Below are 16,253 nucleotides of genomic sequence, written 5' to 3'. Positions count from 1 at the left end.
TGCTTTTTTGGGTCCTCCGGCGCCCCGGGGGGCCTGCTCCAGGTGCTGCGCAACGCCGCGCGGACGCGGATCGCGGCGGGGGGAGCGCGGGGCCCCCCCCCCCCCCCCCCCACACCGGCGCACACGGCGGTGGCGGTGGCCGGCGGCGCCGTCGCCGGGGCGCTGGTGACCAGGCTCGAAGACCTCGCGGCGCTGTTCCGCCCGACGGCGCCGGCCCAGCCGGAACACGCCCGCGACCAAGGGAACAACACCGGCCCGGCACTCCAGGGGCCGTACGGAACAAGAGGAGTGGGGAAATGGCCTTCCTGATTGCGGCAGTGGTGTTCGTCGGCACGCTGTGCACGCTGGACCTGGTACTCACCCTGGGGGTGATCAAGCGGCTGCGCGAGCACTCCGAGCAGCTGTCCGGGGCGAGCGGACCGGGCGGCCGGTTCGACACCCTCGACCTGGCCGTGGGGGAGGAGGTGGGGGAGTTCGCCACCGCCACCGTGGACGGTGAACGGCTGACCCACGGCATGCTCGCCGCGGACACACTGGTGGCGTTCTTCGCCCCCGGGTGCCGGCCGTGCCGGGAGAAGCTGCCGGCGTTCGTGGACCATGCGCGGGCCCTGCCCGGCGGGCGGGCACAGGTGGTGGCCGCCGTGGTCGGCGATCCCGCCGAGGCCGCCGCGTTCGTGGCCGAGCTGTCCCCGGTCGCCCGTGTGGTCGTCGAGGAGGGGCCCGACGAACCGCTGAGCGCCGCGTTCCGGGCGCGCTCGTACCCCACACTGCTGCGGGTGTCCCCGGACGACGACGGCAGGGTCCGGGTCACCGCCAACCGCATGGCGCTGGACCGACCGGTCACCGCGGCGCGATGACGGACACCGACGTCACACCGCGCGGACGCCGGGTGACCCGGGGCACGGGGGCCCGGGTCACCACGGCGTGGTCGTTCGCGGTCAAGGCCGCGCCCGGCACCCTGGCGGCCTTCGTGCTGCTGACACTGGCGACCGGCGGGCTGCCGGTCGCCACGGCCCTGCTGACCAAACTCGTACTGGACCACCTGGTCGCCGGTGCTTCACCCGGGACCCTGACCGGACTGGGGCTCTGCCTCGCCGCGGCCGGCGTGGTGGCCGGGGCGGCCCCGCAGATCAGCCAGTATCTGCGCGCGGAGCTCGACCGTCGGGTCGGACTGCTCATGCAGGACCGGCTGTTCACCGCCGTGGACGGGTTCGTCGGACTGGAACGGTTCGAGAACCCCCGCTTCCTGGACCGCCTGCGGCTGGCCCAGCAGACCGCCGGCGGCACCCCCGACGAAACCGTCTCCGGGGCACTGGGCATCGTCCGGGCCGCCGTCACCCTCACCGGGTTCATCGGCTCACTGCTGGTGCTCAGTCCCGTCCTGACCGGGCTGGTGCTGGTGGCCGGAGTGCCGGTACTGCTCGCGGAGATCGCGCTGTCGCGACGGCGGGCGCGGATGGTGTGGGACATCGGCCCCGCCGAGCGGCGCGAGCTGTTCTACAACGACCTGCTCTCCAGCATGGAAGCCGCCAAGGAGGTGCGGCTGTTCGGCATCGGGGGCTTTCTGCGCGGGCGGATGCTGGCCGAGCGGCGCAGGTCCGACGCCGCCAAGCGGGCGGTGGACCGGCGGGAGGTCCGCGCCCAGGCGGGGCTCGGGCTGCTCGCCGCGCTGATCTCCGGCTGCGGGCTCGTGTGGGCGGTGGGAGCGGCGCGGTCCGGAGGCCTGTCGGCCGGTGACGTCACCATGTTCGTGGCCGCGGTGGCCGGTGTGCAGGGCGCGCTCGCCACGCTCGCGCTGGAGGTCGCCCGCACGCACCAGGCCCTGCTGATGCTCGACCACTACCTGGCGGTGACCACCGCCGGTCCCGATCTGCCGCTCGCGGCGGTGCCCCGGCCGCTCCCCGCCCTGAGCGGCGGAATCGAACTGCGCGACGTGTGGTTCCGGTACTCCGACGCGCACCCCTGGATCCTGCGCGGGGTCAGCCTGCGCATCCCCCATGGCCGGGCGCTGGCACTCGTCGGGCTCAACGGAGCCGGGAAGTCCACGCTGGTGAAGCTGCTGTGCCGGTTCTACGACCCCACCCGCGGGGCGATCCTGTGGGACGGGGTGGACCTGCGCGAGGTGGACGTCACCGCGTACCGCCGACGCCTCAGCGTGGTGTTCCAGGACTACATGCACTACGACATGACCGCGGCGGAGAACATCGCCCTCGGGGACCTGGACGCACTCCACGACGACCGGCGGCTGCGCGCCGCCGCCGAACGGGCCGGCATCCACCAGAAGCTGGCCGGCCTGCCGCACGGCTACCGCACCCTCCTGTCACGGATCTTCTTCACACGGCCCGAGGGGGACGGGGCGCGGAGCGGGGTGATGCTCTCCGGCGGACAGTGGCAACGGCTGGCGCTGGCCCGCGCGTTCCTGCGTGAGGGGCGGGACCTGATGATCCTGGACGAACCCTCGGCCGGGCTCGACGCCGCGGCCGAGCACGAGATCCACGCCGCCTTGTGCGGCCACCGGGGCGACCGCACCGGCCTGCTGATCTCCCACCGCCTCAGCGCGGTACGTGACGCGGACCGGATCGTCGTGCTCCAGGACGGCATCGTCGCCGAACAGGGCAGCCATGACGAGCTGATGGCGCTGGACGGCGAGTACGCCCGCCTGTTCACCCTGCAGGCGGCCGGTTACCGGACGGACGGCGAGCCGGTGGGCGCCGAGCCCGGTACGGCGGCGCCATGAGGACGCCGCCATGGGCCCTGACGGCGGGCCTGCCGGTGCTGGCGGCTTTCGGCCTCGTCCTGACCGCCTGCGCGCTGCGGCGCCGGCTGGTCGCGGTCACCGTACGCGGAGCGAGCATGGAACCGGCCTACCGGGACGGCGACCGCGTCCTCGTACGGCGCGGACGCCCGCCCGCACCGGGTCAGGTCGTCGTGGTGACGGACCTTCCGGACACCGGCCCGACCGCTGCCCCGACCACCGGCCCGGTACCCGCCGCCGCGTCCCGCGCCGTGCCGGGTCCGGGCCTGCTGATCAAACGCGTGGCCGCGGTGCCCGGGGACCCCGTGCCCCGCGACCGGGTGGCCGCGCTGGCCGGTGTGCCGGAGCGGTATGTGCCCCGCGGACGGCTGGTCCTGCTCGGGGACAACCCGGCGGCCAGTTTCGACTCCCGCCACCGGGGCTACTTCGCGGCCGCGTGTGTGGTGGGAACGGTGTGGCGCTCGCTTCCCGGCTGACCGGGGTTCGGCGGTGCCCCGCCGAACCCCACCGCGGCACCGCCGGCCGGCTACTTCGCCTGCTGCACCCGCGCCACGATCTTCTTGGTCAGATCGAGGCCGGCGGCGCCCATGTCACTGGACTGGACGCTGTAGAAGGTCGTGACGACGACGTTCCCGACGCGCGTCGCCACCAGCGTGGTGCCGCCCTCCCACTCAGGTGCGGAGAGCTCGGCCTTGAGGGTCTGGTCGCCCACCTTCGGCACGGTCGTGGTCTTGATCGTCACCGAGGCCTTGGTGTCGCCGGAGGTGTCCTTGAAGTGCGCGCAGTGCTTGAGGACCTGTTCCAGGCGCTTCATGACCGTCTGCGCGTCCGTGCCCCGGAAGCTGTCGAGCTCCTGGTTGAACTCCTCCTGGGAGGCGTTGACGAAGTCGCCCTGCGCGAAGGCGGCGCCCTCGATGCCACTGGTCTGGATCCAGGCGCTGGCCTCCAGCTTGGGGCAGGCGCTCGCCAGGTCGACGGGCTTCTTCGACGACGTGGCGGCCAGGGTGCCCCCGGAGTCGCGGGTGGCCTCGGGGTCGGCCTTGTAGCCCTTGGGCAGCACCCCGACCGGAAGCAGCAGGGACTTCAACCGGGTGCCGTTGAGCAGGGGGGTCTTGGCGGCACCGGCACTGGCCGACGGGGCGGACGTGTCCTTCGAGGGGCTGCCGGAGCCGCCGGAGCAGGCGGTGAGGGCGAGCGGCAGGACAGCGGTCGTGGCGACCGTCACCAAGGCACGACGAAGTTTCATGAAGCCTTCTTCTGGTTCGGATAACGAAGTCAGGAAAGGAAGAGGGCCGTCGCGGTATGGGGGTGCGCGGTGCGGCAGGCGCTGATCGTAAGGCCGTGAGACCGGGTCGCCTAGCGCTCCGCCGCAGGTCGGCGGGTGTGCGGCCGGCGAACCGCAGGGGAGGATCTCGGCGAAACCGGGCAGTTGCCCCTGCTTTTCGAGAATTTCCTATGGCAACCATCACGCCGCCGGGGCAGCCGGCCCAGACAAACCGGAGGCCGCACCTCGGCACCCGGCCGGCTCGTCCACACCAGCCGCGACCACGACGAGGGGCCCGTCCACATCGAGGACTCGATCACCTCGCTCCTCGGCCACCATCCGGAACCGCTGGACCAAGGCGCATACGCGTCACCGGCGCCCTCAAGGCAACCGACGGCGACGAGAGCAGGTCAGGGTTGCGGTCGTGATCCGAGGCGTCTTCTTCCCCAGGGACGTGGGGCGGCATTGTGCCCGTAGGGAAGCGTGATCGCCACCGGTATCAGAAAGGTCCGCTCGTCCCGGTGGTGAACTGACGCCCTGCCAACTTCCTTGCGCATATGCCGGATACGCTCCCGCAGGTCGTCCTACGATCTTCTATTCCCATGGGTTGAGGGTGCTAATGGTCCGGCAGAAGTCGATGTCGAGATTGCCTTCCGTGGCGGTTTACGCGTGGCTCATACCAGTGGTTGCGTCCGCGATCGTGATGAGCCTCGTCGGGTCGTCGGCGCTCACCGCGGCACTGTGGATCGGTGTGCCGGCGGTGGTCGCGGTGACCGTCACCGCGAGCGTGGCCGCGCGTCGGAGCCGGCAGGTCGTCACGTTGGAGGAAGGCGGCCACTCGCAGACGGTCGCGATGGCACGGCAGCAGGAGGCGACCGTACGGCTGGCCGACAACCTGGTGCCGGACATGCTGACGCGGCTGCGCCTGAACGAGGCTCCCGAGGAGGTGCTCAACTGGCTCACCGCACGGTGGGCGGACTCCTACAACGGTCTGCCCCCCGAGTTCCAGGCGGCCCACTGGTCGGTGCTGCGCACCGTGATCGAGGCCGTGGACGCGGAGGAAGGGCTGCGGGACTCCGCGCAGCGGTCGCTGGTGAACCTGTCCCGGCGCGTGCAGGCGATCGTGCATCAGCAGGCGCAGGAGCTGCGGGAGATGGAGGACCGCCACGGACGGTCGCCCGGTGTCTTCGGCGACCTGCTGCGGATCGACCACAACACCGCGCTGATCGGCAGGCTCGCCGACTCCATCGCCGTGCTCGGCGGCGCCCGGCCCGGCCGCCAGTGGAACCGGCCGGTACCGCTGTACAGCGTGCTGCGCGGTGCGATGTCCCGGATCGTCGGCTACGAGCGGGTCGACCTGAGCACCGCCACGGATGTCGCCGTCATCGGTCCGGCCGTCGAGCCGCTCATCCACGCCCTGGCCGAGCTGCTGGACAACGCGACGCGCTACTCGCCGCCGCACACCCGCGTCCATCTGACGGCGGCGGAGGTGCAGTCCGGGATCGCGGTGGAGATCGAAGACGGCGGCGTGGGCATGAGCGAGTCCGCCCGTCGACGCGCCGAGCAGATGCTGGAACAGGCTCAGCAGGGCATCGACCTCGGCGACCTGGGGGAGACCCCGCGGCTCGGTCTGGCGGTGGTGGGCAGGCTGGCCCAGGCCTACGGCCTTCAGGTCGCCCTCCGCGCGTCCGCCTACGGCGGCGTACGGGCCGTCCTCATCGTCCCGCAGCAGCTGATCACCACGGTGGCCGAGGCCTCGGGTGTGGCGCACGGCATCGGCACCTTCTCCGGCCCCCGGGTGGCGGGCGGGTCGCCGCAGTCGCTCCCCCGCCAGTCCATGAAGCCGCAGGCCCCGAGCCACCACACCGAGACGTCGCCGGCGGTCGAGCGTACGGCGAACGGCCTGCCGCAGCGACGCCGCAGAACGCGCGTGGCGGAGGCGGCGGAACCCACTGCAAGCACACGTCAAGCGGAGCCAGGACCACAACGAGCGCCGGGGGAGTGGCTGGTCGCGTTCAAGGACGGCCTGACGGGCGACGGCAACAGCGGTAGCGACGACGCCGCCGCGCCGAGAGGAGAACAGTGAATCAGCGGCAGGCCAACCTGGACTGGATGCTCAAGGATCTGGCGGAGAGCGTGCCGCAGACCCGCAACGTCGTGGTGTTGTCCGCGGACGGGCTGCGCATGGGCCGGCACGGTGGCGACACCGACGCGGCCGACCGGCTGGCCGCCGCCTGTTCGGGGCTGCAGAGCCTGGCGGGCGCGGTGGGCGCCGAGCTTCCCCAGGCGGGCAGGATGAAGCTGGTGGTCATCGAGATGGAGGGCGGCTTCTTCTATCTGATGGCCGCCGGCGCGGGTGCCTACCTCGCGGTACTGGCCGACGAGGGCGTGGACGCCGGACTGATGGGCCAGCGCATGCGCGACCTCATCATCCGGCTCGGAGAACACATCACGAGTCCGCCCCGCAGCGACGGGCAGGTCAGGTGAACGACTCGGACCAGGACGGGATGGATGACGTCCCGGAGCGTCTCTACGTCATCACCGGTGGCCGCGCATCCGCCTCCAACCGCCTCGACCTCGTCACCCTGATCGTGGCCAGGACCGGTCCCACGCCCGGGACCCAGCCGGAGCACGCGGCGATCCTGAGGCTGTGCCAGTCTCCGCTCTCGGTGGCCGAGATATCCGCCTACACCGGCCTGCCGGTGAGCGTCGTGACCGTATTGATCAGCGATCTCCTGGACGAGCAGAGGGTGCTCACGCGCGCACCGGTGCCGCCTGCAGAGCTCCCCGACATCTCACTTATCGAGAAAGTGATCGATGGACTTCAAAAACTCTGAGCCCATGGCGCCGCTCAGTGAGGAACGGCTGCCGCACACGGCGTCGGCCGCGGTCAAGATCGTGGTGGTGGGCGGCTTCGGGGTCGGCAAGACGACCCTGGTCGGTTCGGTGAGTGAGATCCGGCCGCTCACCACCGAGGAGACGATGACGCAGGCCGGCGTCGGCATCGACGATCCCGCGGGCGTGGAGCGCAAGACGGCGACCACCGTCGCGATGGACTTCGGCCGGATCAGCATCAGCGACGAGCTGGTCCTGTATCTGTTCGGCACCCCTGGTCAGGAGCGGTTCTGGTTCCTGTGGAACGGCCTGTTCGAAGGCGCCCTGGGCGCGGTGGTGCTGGTAGACACCCGCCGCCTGGAGGTCAGCTTCGATGTGATGGGCCGGCTGGAGGAGAGCGGAGTCCCCTTCGTCGTCGCGGTCAACTCCTTTCCGGGCGCCCCGGCGCATTCGCTGGAGGAGCTCCGCGCCGCCCTCGACCTTCCTGCGGGCGTTCCCCTCCTGGCCTGCGATGCCCGGCGCCGTGACTCCAGCCGCGACGTCCTGATGACCCTCATGCACTACCTCCACTCCCTTGTCGTATCGGAGATCTCATGAGCACGACTCCCCTCCCACCGCCCGGGTGTCCGGCCCACGGTCTCGGCCCGGAAGGTCTGCAGCGCCTGTACGGCGTGGAAGCCGAGCGGGACCCCATGCACCTGTACGAGAAACTGCGCGCGGAACATGGCGCGGTGGCGCCCGTGCTGGTTCACGGGGACCTGCCGGCCTGGCTGGTCCTCGGCCACAACGAGAACCTCGAAGTGGCCCGCAACTCCAGCCGCTTCGCCCGTGACCCGCGGGTGTGGCGCGCCGCGCAGGAGGGCTCGGTGGTTCCCGAGGAACACGCGCTGGGACCGATGGTGACCTGGTGGCCGGTGATCAACTTCAATGACGGCCCGGTCTTCGAGCGGTTGCGAGGCGCGGTGCTGGAGTCCCTCCAGCGCTTCGACCGGCGCGGGATCCGCCGGTATGTGATGCGCTTCGCCCACCAGTTGATCGACGACTTCGTGGCGAACGGCCGGGCCGATCTCGTGGCGGAGTTCTCCAGCCAGTTGCCGATGCTGGTGATGACGCAGCTGATCGGGGCACCGGACGAGCACGGCCCGAGGCTCGTACGGGCGGTCCCCGACATGCTGGAGGGCTCGGACACCGCCCTCGCCAGCGACGAGTACGTCACGACCACGCTGTACCAGCTCGTGGAGAACAAGAAGGCCGCCCGCGGCCACGACCTGACGTCCTGGCTGCTGGACCACCCCGCGGAGCTGACGGACGTCGAGGTCCTGGCGCATGTGCGGGTGATCCTGGTCGCGGCCTATGCGACCACGGCCAACCTGATCGCGAACACCCTGCGGATGGTGCTCACCGACCCGCGCTTCCGCGCGAACCTCTCGGGTGGGCGTATGACGCTCCCGGACGCGCTGGAGCAGGTGCTGTGGGACCAGCCTCCCATCAACACCGTCCTGGGGCGCTGGGCGACGGCGGACACCGTGCTGGGCGGGCAGGAGATCAAGCGCGGTGACATGCTGCTGCTCTCCCTGGCGGCGGGCAACGTCGATCCTCAGATCCGGCCGGACCTCTCGCAGCCGGTCCACGGCAACCGCTCGCACCTGGCGTTCAGCGCCGGCCCGCACGAGTGCCCGGGTCAGGACATCGGCCGGGCCATCGCCGACACCGGCATCGAGGTGCTGCTGGCGCGCCTGCCCGACATCGAGCTGACCGTGGACGACTCCGAACTCAGTCGCCGGGGGACGCTGATGTCCCAGCAACTCGTGGCACTGCCGGTGACGTTCACCCCCAAGCGGGCCGGCTCGGCCCCCGCCGCACCGCCCGCGCCCGGCCCGATGCCCTTCCCCGCGCCCGCCACGGCGGTTCATGTGGCGCCACCGCCCCGGACCCGGCACCTGTGGCCCTGGCTGGGACGTCTGTTCCGCCGGCGCTGAGCCCGTCGAGAGGGGCCCGCGGCTTCCACGCCGCGGGCCCCTCTCGTCATCCCGTACCCGGTCTCCCGGACCGCTCACCGGTCCAGCTGCCGCCACCACCACGCGAGCGCGGGCAGGGCAGGCGGCTCGGTGCTCGGGACGCTCGGGGTGTCGCTCCAGACGACTCCGAAGGACGCTCCTTCGACGGGCAGCTTGTTGCGGTTGCGGGGACTTGCGTAGCGGGGAGCGGCGTCCTGCCAGGCGATGCTGCCGGCGATGTAGTGCTCCAGCGAATCGAGGTAGCGGTGCAGCGGCCCGTCCGCTTCCCGTGCGAGCTGTGCGCGCAGCCGGACGAAGAGCGTCATCACCCGGTCCCGCAGGGCGACCGCCTCGGCGACGGCCTCCCGGGGTGTGCAGCCGCGCTCATGGGCGAGGACGTTGATCAGGTTCTGTTCCCACGGTTCCTGGTCGTCGTCCTTGTTGTACGAGAAGAGGTCGTTGTCGGCGCTGACGATGAACCCTGCCGCGTCGGTCAGGGCCTGGACCGGGGCCGCGTAGAGGGTGTCGGGCGGCAGCCGTGTCCCGTTCGCCGCGTCGGCCCAGGTGAGGCTGAACCGGGTACCGTTGGCGAGTGCGCCGAGGCCGGCGTAGTCATTGAGGTTCGGCATGCGGCCGCGTTCGGCGTTGGCGGTACGCCAGCCGGCTCCGATCAGCCAGTCCCGGGCCCCCTCCGTGAACCTGCGTAGCTGGAAGGGGGTGAGCAGGTCGCGGGTCCGTGTGACGAGGTCGTCGAGAGCCGTCGTGAGCGGCCCGGGCGGAAGCAGTGAGCAGCCGGGGGTTTCCAGGGCGCGGGCGAGTCGGGCGCCGTGATCGGTGATGTCGGCCGTGCTGGTGGTCGCGGGTCCGGCGTCCTGCCAGTCGTCGATCGCGTTGGCCCAGTAGTTCCACAGGGTGAACGTCAGGACATGGTCGACGTCGCCGAAGGGGATGATCCGGCAGGAGAAGTCGGTGCTGTGGGTGGCCAGACCCCAGGCGCGCTCGGTGGCGTCGGGGTAGATGCCGAAGTCGTCGATCCACGCCAGGGCCCGCCGCTCGATCTCCTTCGCCTCGGTGTGCAGCCGGGCGCCGAACGGGCAGAAGAACGGCGGGAGTCGCCACCCGATGCGGGAGGGGTGCCCGTGCTCGGGAACCATCGTCAGCCTCCGAGCCGGAAGAGCAGCAGCCGGGTCTCCACGGCGTGGTCGCGCCAGATACGGAAGAGTTTGCCGTGGGCTATGGCGCTCTCCTGGAGCCGCGGCAGGGACCACGCGGCCTGTGGCCCTCCTTGTTCGATGCGGGTCAGCTCGGCGGTGTTCCACGCCATCGACTGCAGCCAGAACTCGCTGACGCCGTCCGTGACGTCCTCGTCCTGCTCCAGTTCGAAGCCCGCTTCCTTCGCGGCGATGATGTATTCGGTGAGGGTGCCCAGCCGGGTCTTGTAGTAGCCGTTGATCCAGTCGACCCATTCAGGACGGCAGATGAAGTGCTCCTGGATGCCGAACCAGCCTCCAGGGCGCAGTGCGCGGGCCACGACCTGGAACAGCCGTCCGCGATCCATGTAGCCGGAGCTCTCGTTCGCGTACGCGGCGTCGTACCTGCGCTCCTCGGACAGCTCGTGGATGTCCCCCAGCCGCGGGGTGACCCGCCCGCCGACGCCGGCCTGACATGCGAAGGCCTTGATGACCGGGATGTGCTCGGCCGCGACGGTGAGGCCGGTGACGTGTGCGCCGTGCTCCTGAGCCCAGTACAGAGAGCCCCCGCCCAGTCCGCAGCCGATGTCGAGCAGGTGTGCCGGGGGTGGGCCGCCGGCCGCCCACGAGCGGGCCGCGTGCGCCACGATCGCCTCCTGCGCCGCGACGATGCGTCTCTTGAGGACGCGCTGCGGGACGGTCGTGTTGAGTGTGACGGCCGGGTCGAAGAGACCGACATGGAAGTGCACCCGCGGCCCCGGGCCGTACTTGTGGAGTATGTCGGCCGTCTTCCGCCTGTAGTACAGCGGCACCGCGCTCTCGTCGAACGCCTGGTCGTCCGAGATCGGCCGAATGGCTAGGTCACCGTTTCTCTTCATGGGCTCTCCGGGGCGTACTGGGGTGTGCGTGGGAGACCGGACCACACTGCCCACAACGGGCCGGATCAATTCGGTTTTGAATCATCTCGCCACCAGGTGATACGCATTCGTGATCATGATTGCAGGTTTACCGGTGCGTGGTGGATCAGTCGCACGAAGACCCACCGCGTGCAGTGGCTCCGGTACCAACATCGAGGGTGGCGGGGCTAGTTGACCGGCTTCCGCTGCATGGTTCTCACCGCTTCCACGGCAGGCGTGCGGGCCGGATCACCCGGCTCTCACCAACGGATCGAGTGTTGTCGAACCAGCGGACTGACTGTGCAAGCCCACCACTCTAAGGGCAGGAACGCGCCGTTGGAGGGTCCCCGTGCTCCCGAACACCACCATGCGCCCCCCTGGCCCGACCGGCCGGCGGGACGACCGCTACCCGTACGCCACCCAGAACTCGATCAAGAGGGCGAAATAGACGCCGGGGGCGCTCGACACCGGCTCGAAACCCGTCCATGTGCCCATGTGGGCAGGCAGGATCGGCGAGTTGGCGTGGGTCACCGTCGTCGGCAGCCACTGTCCGCGGAGCAACAGGTAGAAGTAGGGGAAGAACAGGGTGATGAACGCGGGGAGGGCGGCCGTCGCCCCGAGCAACGCGACCGTCGTCAGGCCCGAGATCCTGTCCTTCGGCACGTAGGACCACTGTCCTCGCCAGGTCGAGGAGAGCGTCACGGGCATCCACAGCACCGAGATCGCCACGCCGGCCCACACCAACGACAGCACCGACGCCACCACACAGTGCGTACGGAACCGGGACGCGGAGATCCTGCGCGTCGCCACGACGTTCCCCATGCGCACCAGGTGCACGACCAGCGGGACGGTCACCGCGACCAGGAGCGTGCTCTGGACCTGCAACGGCCGCAGCACCGCGGCCACCAGGGCGAAGCCGGGGAAGAAGGCGGTGATGCTCCGGCACGACGTGACGAAGTAGCGCACCCAGGTCGGCGCGAGATAGCGCTCGGTGATGACCGGCGCCGGAGGGAGGATCTTGCCGGCCGTCTCGGCTTCGGGGGACCGCAGCGCGGCCAGGAGCTGGAACAGGCTGTCGGGGCGCCGTTCGCGGAAGTCCAGCCACTGATGCCGTCGGAGTTCGGCCGCGTCGGACGGCAGGCGGACGGCGTCCAGGAGGACGCAGATCGCGCGGGGCCCCAACCGCCGTATCGCACGCGCGGTCTCGCGCCAGGGAGCCTGTGAACTGACCAGCACCAGGACCCACCGTGCCGGAGACGCGCCCGCCGCCATGCCCGCCTGCCGGCACGCCACCCGGAGGTGGTGGGCGACGGCCTCCTCCGCCGGCGCCAGACACAACACCTCGACCGTCACCGGCACTTCACCGTCCGGTACCGGCAGCGCGGCCAGGCGCTCACAAAGAATCCTCCACTGGCTCAGAAAGACCACATCGGCACCTCGTGGCAGGGCGGAGGTGTCCAGCGCGGGGTACGCGTCCCAGGCCGCGAGGAACGCCTGCCACTCCACGGCGAACTGCTGGTGCGCGCGCCGCCTCGTGATGATCCGGGTGCGGTGATGGTCCCCGTCCGCCCCGGTGGGCAGCCACAGATTCAGCGTGCGTGACCAGCCGACCACGACCGCGCCGGCCGCCGCGCACACCACCGCGGCCGCCAACGGCGCTCTGAGCATCGTCACGGCGGCGGTCATCTCGGGCGGGGTCGGGAGGATCAGCTCCGTGACGGCGGCATTCCGCAGGTTCCCGGCCTTCATGACGAGCCCGACACCGACCAGGAGGATCGATCCCACGCCCACGGTCGCGACGAAGCCGATCGCCAGCGCCCTGCGACTGCTCCGTCGCCGCAACAGCCGCAGGCCCGGGATCAGGACACAGGGCACCAACGGCGCCGCGAGAGCGGTCAGACCCAGCAGGCCGAACATCGTCCCCTGCCAGCGCTGGGTGCGCATCACCTCCAACGCGCTGCCCCGGTCCACCCAGGGAACGTCGTTGTCGAAGGGGTTCCACGCCAGGCGCACGACCGCGAGGTCCAGGCCCACCAAGAGCACGATCGCCCACACCAGGGCGACCGAGGCGAGCGCCGACAGCACCACCGTCGCGGCCACCGGGGCGGGCATCCGGCCGGGCAGTCCGAAGCGGTTCGGCCGGGGCGCGGCGACACCCGGCACGGTGCGCGCCTGGGCCATCGCCTCCGCGAGTCCGGCGGCGCGCTCCCAGAACCGGGTGCGCAGGTCGTGTACGGGGAAGCCGGCGAGCTCCGTCGGCAGGTCGACGGCCTCGACGACACCGAGGTGAATCGGAATGCCGCGCTCCAGGGCCCGGGTCCATTCGCGCCGCACATATGCCGAGGCGAGGGCCGCCGGAGAGGCCAGCAGGAGCAGGGCGTCAGCGTGGTCGAGGCTCTCGTCCAGGGCCCTGGCCCAGTCCGTACCCGGCCGCAGCCGCTGCACGTCGAACCACGGGTCCAGCCCGGCCTGCGACCTCAGCGTCGCGGTCACCGCCTCGGCGAAGTGGAATTCACGCCGCGAGTAGCTGACGAACACCGTCACCGGCCGCCGCCCGCGGTCGCCCTCGTCCCTGCCCCCCACCACCCCCACATGATGCCCATGGGACTTCGGCTGTCAACGAACCTGAGGCAGGGACCCTCTCCTGACCGCGGCCCCGCGGGTCAGAAGGCCGTGTGGGTGAACCAGTGGTCGAGCGTGGCGACTTCGCCCGAGACGTCGAAGGCCGCGTCCTGGTACGACCGCCGCTTGTAGAGCAGCAGCAGGAGGTCCGACGCCTGCCCCCGTACCACCGTCTGCGCCTCGGCCGGCGTGGCGTCGGCCGAGGCCCCCGGCAGCAGGCGGAAGCCGTCCGGCTCCAGTCGCACCCGCCACTCCTCTGCGGTGCCGCCGTCGGCGTCCGCACACCGGAAGGCGAGGGTCTCGCCGTTGCCGCGCAGCTGCGCCACGGCCGGGGCGAAGAAGCCCGCGGAGGGCAGGTTGACGAGGAACTCGTCCACCCCGTCCGCCGCCAGGGCGGGTTCGATGTCCGACTCCCGGCCGACGGCCCGCTCCGCGTCCACTCGGTGCACCAGGGTTTCGAACAGCATCCGGCGGGCCCAGAACCGTGCGTGCTGGTCCGCGCCCCAGGCCCACATCGGCGCCTGGGGATCGGTCCTGCGCAGCACGTCGGCCACTGCGGGCACACCCGCGGCCACCCAGTCGGCATAGTCCGCCGGGTGCTCCGGCAGCCCCAGCTCCACATCGCGGCTGCGCGGAGGCTCCTGCACCAGCTGGGTCAGCAGAGCGGAGAACCAGCGCTGCAGCGCTCCCACATGCCGGGTGAGCTCCGCCAGCGTCCAGTCGGGGCAGGAGGGCACGGGGGTCGCGGGGTCGGCGCCCTTGACCACGTCGGCGAAGCGCAGGGTCTCCCGCTCGATCGCCTGCCGGTAGGTGTCGTACGGAAGAGGGTGCCCCGCCCGGCTCGTCGTCTCCATCAGCTGCCGCCCTTTCTGTTCCGCGGCTGTGTTTCGCAGCGCGGATCGTGTCGTGGTCAGTGTGGATGCTGGAGTGCACTCGAAGGCAAATCCCGCGGACGGGGAAGCGAGCGCACGGCCGAGATCGTCCGGCCGCCCGACACCATCCACTCGGCACCTTCGGTGCGCGACATGATCTTCACCGTGCGTGAGGGACGGTTCCGAATAGTGGGCGTTCACGTCATACGTGCAACCCCTCCCCGCAGACTCGTGCGGCTCACCGAACGTCTCAAGCAATGAACAGGCACGACCATGAGTCGGACAATCACCCGGTCCACCCCGGACTCCCCGCAGGCCGTGCAGAGCGGCGAACCCGTGCTGTCACACGGCCTCAAGCAGCGCCATCTGTCGATGATCGCACTCGGCGGGGTGATCGGTGCGGGGCTCTTCGTGGGCTCCGGCGCCGGCATCGCGGCGGCCGGTCCGGCCATCGTCCTGCTCTTCGTGGGTGCCGGCGCGCTGGTCATGCTGATCATGCGCATGCTCGGCGAGATGTCGGCGGCCCGGCCCTCCACCGGCTCGTTCTCGGTGCACGCCGAGGAGGAGCTCGGCTCCTGGGCGGGCACCACCTCGGGCTGGATGTACTGGCTGATGCTCTGCGCGGGGGTGGCGGCCGAAGCCACCGCGGCGGGCGCGATCATGCACACCTGGGTGTCGTTCATCCCCGCCTACGGCTGGGTGGCGATCTTCATGGCGTTCTTCTGCGCCAGCAACCTGACCGCGGTCAAGAACTTCGGCGAGTTCGAGTTCTGGTTCGCCGCCATCAAGGTCGCCACCATCGTCGCCTTCCTGGTGCTGGGTGTGCTCGGCATCCTCGGGGTGTTCGGCAGCGCACCGGGCACCGGGCATCTCACCGGCCACGGCGGCTTCTTCCCGACCGGCGCCGCCGGGCTCGCCGCCGGGCTGCTGACCGCCATCTCCGCGTTCGCCGGCCTGGAGACCGTCACCATCGCGGCGGCGGAGTCCGACCACCCGAGCCGGAACGTGGCCCGCGCCGTTCGCACCGCCGTCTGGCGCATCGCCGTCTTCTACATCGGCTCCATGGCCGTGGTCGTCACCCTGGTGCCGTGGAACGACCCGAAGGTCGCCACGGCCGGCCCGTACGTCACCGTGCTCGACCGGCTCGGCATCCCGGCGGCCGGCACCATCATGCAGATCGTGGTGCTGGTGGCCCTGCTCTCCGCGATGAACGCCAACATCTACGGCTCGTCGCGGATGGCGTACTCCCTCGTCAACCGGGGCCAGGGCCCGCGCCTGCTGGGCAGGGTCACCAACGGTGTGCCGATGGCGGCCGTGCTGGCGTCCTGCGTGTTCGGCTTCGCGGCGGTGATCGCCGGCATCGTCTGGCCGACCACCGTGTTCGCCTGGCTGCTGAACATCGCGGGCTGCTCGGTGCTGGTCGTCTGGTCCATCGTCTGCCTCACCCAGCTGAGGATGCGCCGCCGTCTGGAACGTGAGGCGCCCGAGCTGCTCTCGGTGCGGATGTGGGGCTTCCCCTACCTGACCTGGCTCGCGTTCGCCGCCATCCTCGGCGTCTTCGGCGTCATGGCCGCCAGTTCCGACGGGCGTCATCAGCTCGCCGGTACGGCCGTCGTGGTGGCGGCACTGGCCGGTGCGGGCCATCTCAAGCAGCGCCGTGACCGGCGGGCCGCCGCCACCGCCTGAGAACCCCTCGCCGGCGGTCGAGTCACTGCTGAACGCATCGGTGCCCCGGGGGGGGGGGGGGGGGGGGGGGGGGGGGGGGGGGGGGGGGGGGGGGGGGGGGGGGGGGGGTGCGGGGGGGGGGGGGGGGGTGGGGAGA

Annotated in this window: 14 protein-coding genes; 9 read left to right on the top strand and 5 right to left on the bottom strand. The window is 71.1% G+C overall.

The features are described 5' to 3' along the window. Window positions 1-296: 296 nt before the first annotated feature. Genes AC0680_RS13080 through AC0680_RS13070 form a run of 3 tightly spaced genes read left to right on the top strand, consistent with a single transcriptional unit; the run spans window position 297 to window position 3,231 of the window. Entirely contained in the window at window positions 297-857 is a 561-nt protein-coding gene (locus AC0680_RS13080; RefSeq protein WP_478627650.1) for a TlpA family protein disulfide reductase, read from the top strand. Continuing rightward, entirely contained in the window at window positions 854-2,737 is a 1,884-nt protein-coding gene (locus AC0680_RS13075; protein ID WP_478627649.1) for an ABC transporter ATP-binding protein, read from the top strand. Before AC0680_RS13080 ends, AC0680_RS13075 begins: the two co-directional genes overlap by 4 nt. After that, a complete protein-coding gene (locus AC0680_RS13070; protein WP_478627646.1) occupies window positions 2,734-3,231 on the top strand; it encodes a S26 family signal peptidase in 498 nt (165 codons plus the stop codon). The genes AC0680_RS13075 and AC0680_RS13070 overlap by 4 nt, the downstream gene beginning before the upstream one ends. Before the next feature lie 50 nt (window positions 3,232-3,281). Here the strand turns inward: AC0680_RS13070 and AC0680_RS13065 are convergent, their stop codons facing one another. Then, the gene (locus AC0680_RS13065) at window positions 3,282-4,001 is read right to left on the bottom strand and encodes a hypothetical protein (RefSeq protein ID WP_478627645.1); all 720 of its coding nucleotides are present in this window, start codon (window positions 3,999-4,001) and stop codon (window positions 3,282-3,284) included. Window positions 4,002-4,638: 637 nt separating this feature from the next. Here AC0680_RS13065 and AC0680_RS13060 point away from each other — a divergent pair. Genes AC0680_RS13060 through AC0680_RS13040 form a run of 5 tightly spaced genes read left to right on the top strand, consistent with a single transcriptional unit; the run spans window position 4,639 to window position 8,833 of the window. Next, complete coding sequence (locus tag AC0680_RS13060) at window positions 4,639-6,105, top strand: sensor histidine kinase (protein ID WP_478627643.1); 1,467 nt, start codon at window positions 4,639-4,641, stop codon at window positions 6,103-6,105. Window positions 6,106-6,131: 26 nt separating this feature from the next. Beyond that, a complete protein-coding gene (locus AC0680_RS13055; RefSeq protein WP_478627671.1) occupies window positions 6,132-6,506 on the top strand; it encodes a roadblock/LC7 domain-containing protein in 375 nt (124 codons plus the stop codon). A gap of 20 nt (window positions 6,507-6,526) precedes the next feature. Continuing rightward, the gene (locus tag AC0680_RS13050; RefSeq protein ID WP_478627670.1) at window positions 6,527-6,856 is read left to right on the top strand and encodes a DUF742 domain-containing protein; all 330 of its coding nucleotides are present in this window, start codon (window positions 6,527-6,529) and stop codon (window positions 6,854-6,856) included. Further along, complete coding sequence (locus AC0680_RS13045; RefSeq protein ID WP_478627641.1) at window positions 6,837-7,451, top strand: GTP-binding protein; 615 nt, start codon at window positions 6,837-6,839, stop codon at window positions 7,449-7,451. The genes AC0680_RS13050 and AC0680_RS13045 overlap by 20 nt, the downstream gene beginning before the upstream one ends. Beyond that, window positions 7,448-8,833 (top strand): cytochrome P450, encoded by a 1,386-nt coding sequence (locus AC0680_RS13040; protein WP_478627639.1) that lies wholly within the window; start codon window positions 7,448-7,450, stop codon window positions 8,831-8,833. Before AC0680_RS13045 ends, AC0680_RS13040 begins: the two co-directional genes overlap by 4 nt. A 74-nt stretch (window positions 8,834-8,907) precedes the next feature. Here AC0680_RS13040 and AC0680_RS13035 read toward each other — a convergent pair whose 3' ends face one another. The 4 genes from AC0680_RS13035 to AC0680_RS13020 all read right to left on the bottom strand — a co-directional run bounded on the left by AC0680_RS13035 (window position 8,908) and on the right by AC0680_RS13020 (window position 14,413). Continuing rightward, window positions 8,908-10,005 (bottom strand): terpene synthase family protein, encoded by a 1,098-nt coding sequence (locus tag AC0680_RS13035; RefSeq protein WP_478627637.1) that lies wholly within the window; start codon window positions 10,003-10,005, stop codon window positions 8,908-8,910. A gap of 2 nt (window positions 10,006-10,007) precedes the next feature. Beyond that, window positions 10,008-10,919 carry an SAM-dependent methyltransferase gene (locus AC0680_RS13030; RefSeq protein ID WP_478627636.1) on the bottom strand — a complete coding sequence of 304 codons (912 nt, stop codon included), beginning with the start codon at window positions 10,917-10,919 and terminating at the stop codon, window positions 10,008-10,010. A gap of 423 nt (window positions 10,920-11,342) precedes the next feature. Beyond that, window positions 11,343-13,523, bottom strand: a complete 2,181-nt coding sequence (locus tag AC0680_RS13025; protein ID WP_478627634.1) for a toll/interleukin-1 receptor domain-containing protein — start codon at window positions 13,521-13,523, stop codon at window positions 11,343-11,345. Window positions 13,524-13,600: 77 nt separating this feature from the next. Further along, window positions 13,601-14,413, bottom strand: coding sequence for a maleylpyruvate isomerase family mycothiol-dependent enzyme (locus tag AC0680_RS13020; protein ID WP_478627632.1), 813 nt, complete (start codon window positions 14,411-14,413; stop codon window positions 13,601-13,603). A gap of 291 nt (window positions 14,414-14,704) precedes the next feature. Between AC0680_RS13020 and AC0680_RS13015 the strand changes: the two genes are divergently transcribed. After that, complete coding sequence (locus AC0680_RS13015; RefSeq protein ID WP_478627631.1) at window positions 14,705-16,117, top strand: amino acid permease; 1,413 nt, start codon at window positions 14,705-14,707, stop codon at window positions 16,115-16,117. Window positions 16,118-16,253: the final 136 nt, after the last annotated feature.

The organism is Streptomyces sp. NPDC043738 (assembly GCF_056436545.1).
The sequence above is the reverse complement of the archived record's forward strand: the minus strand, read 5'-3'. Positions and strand labels throughout refer to the sequence as shown.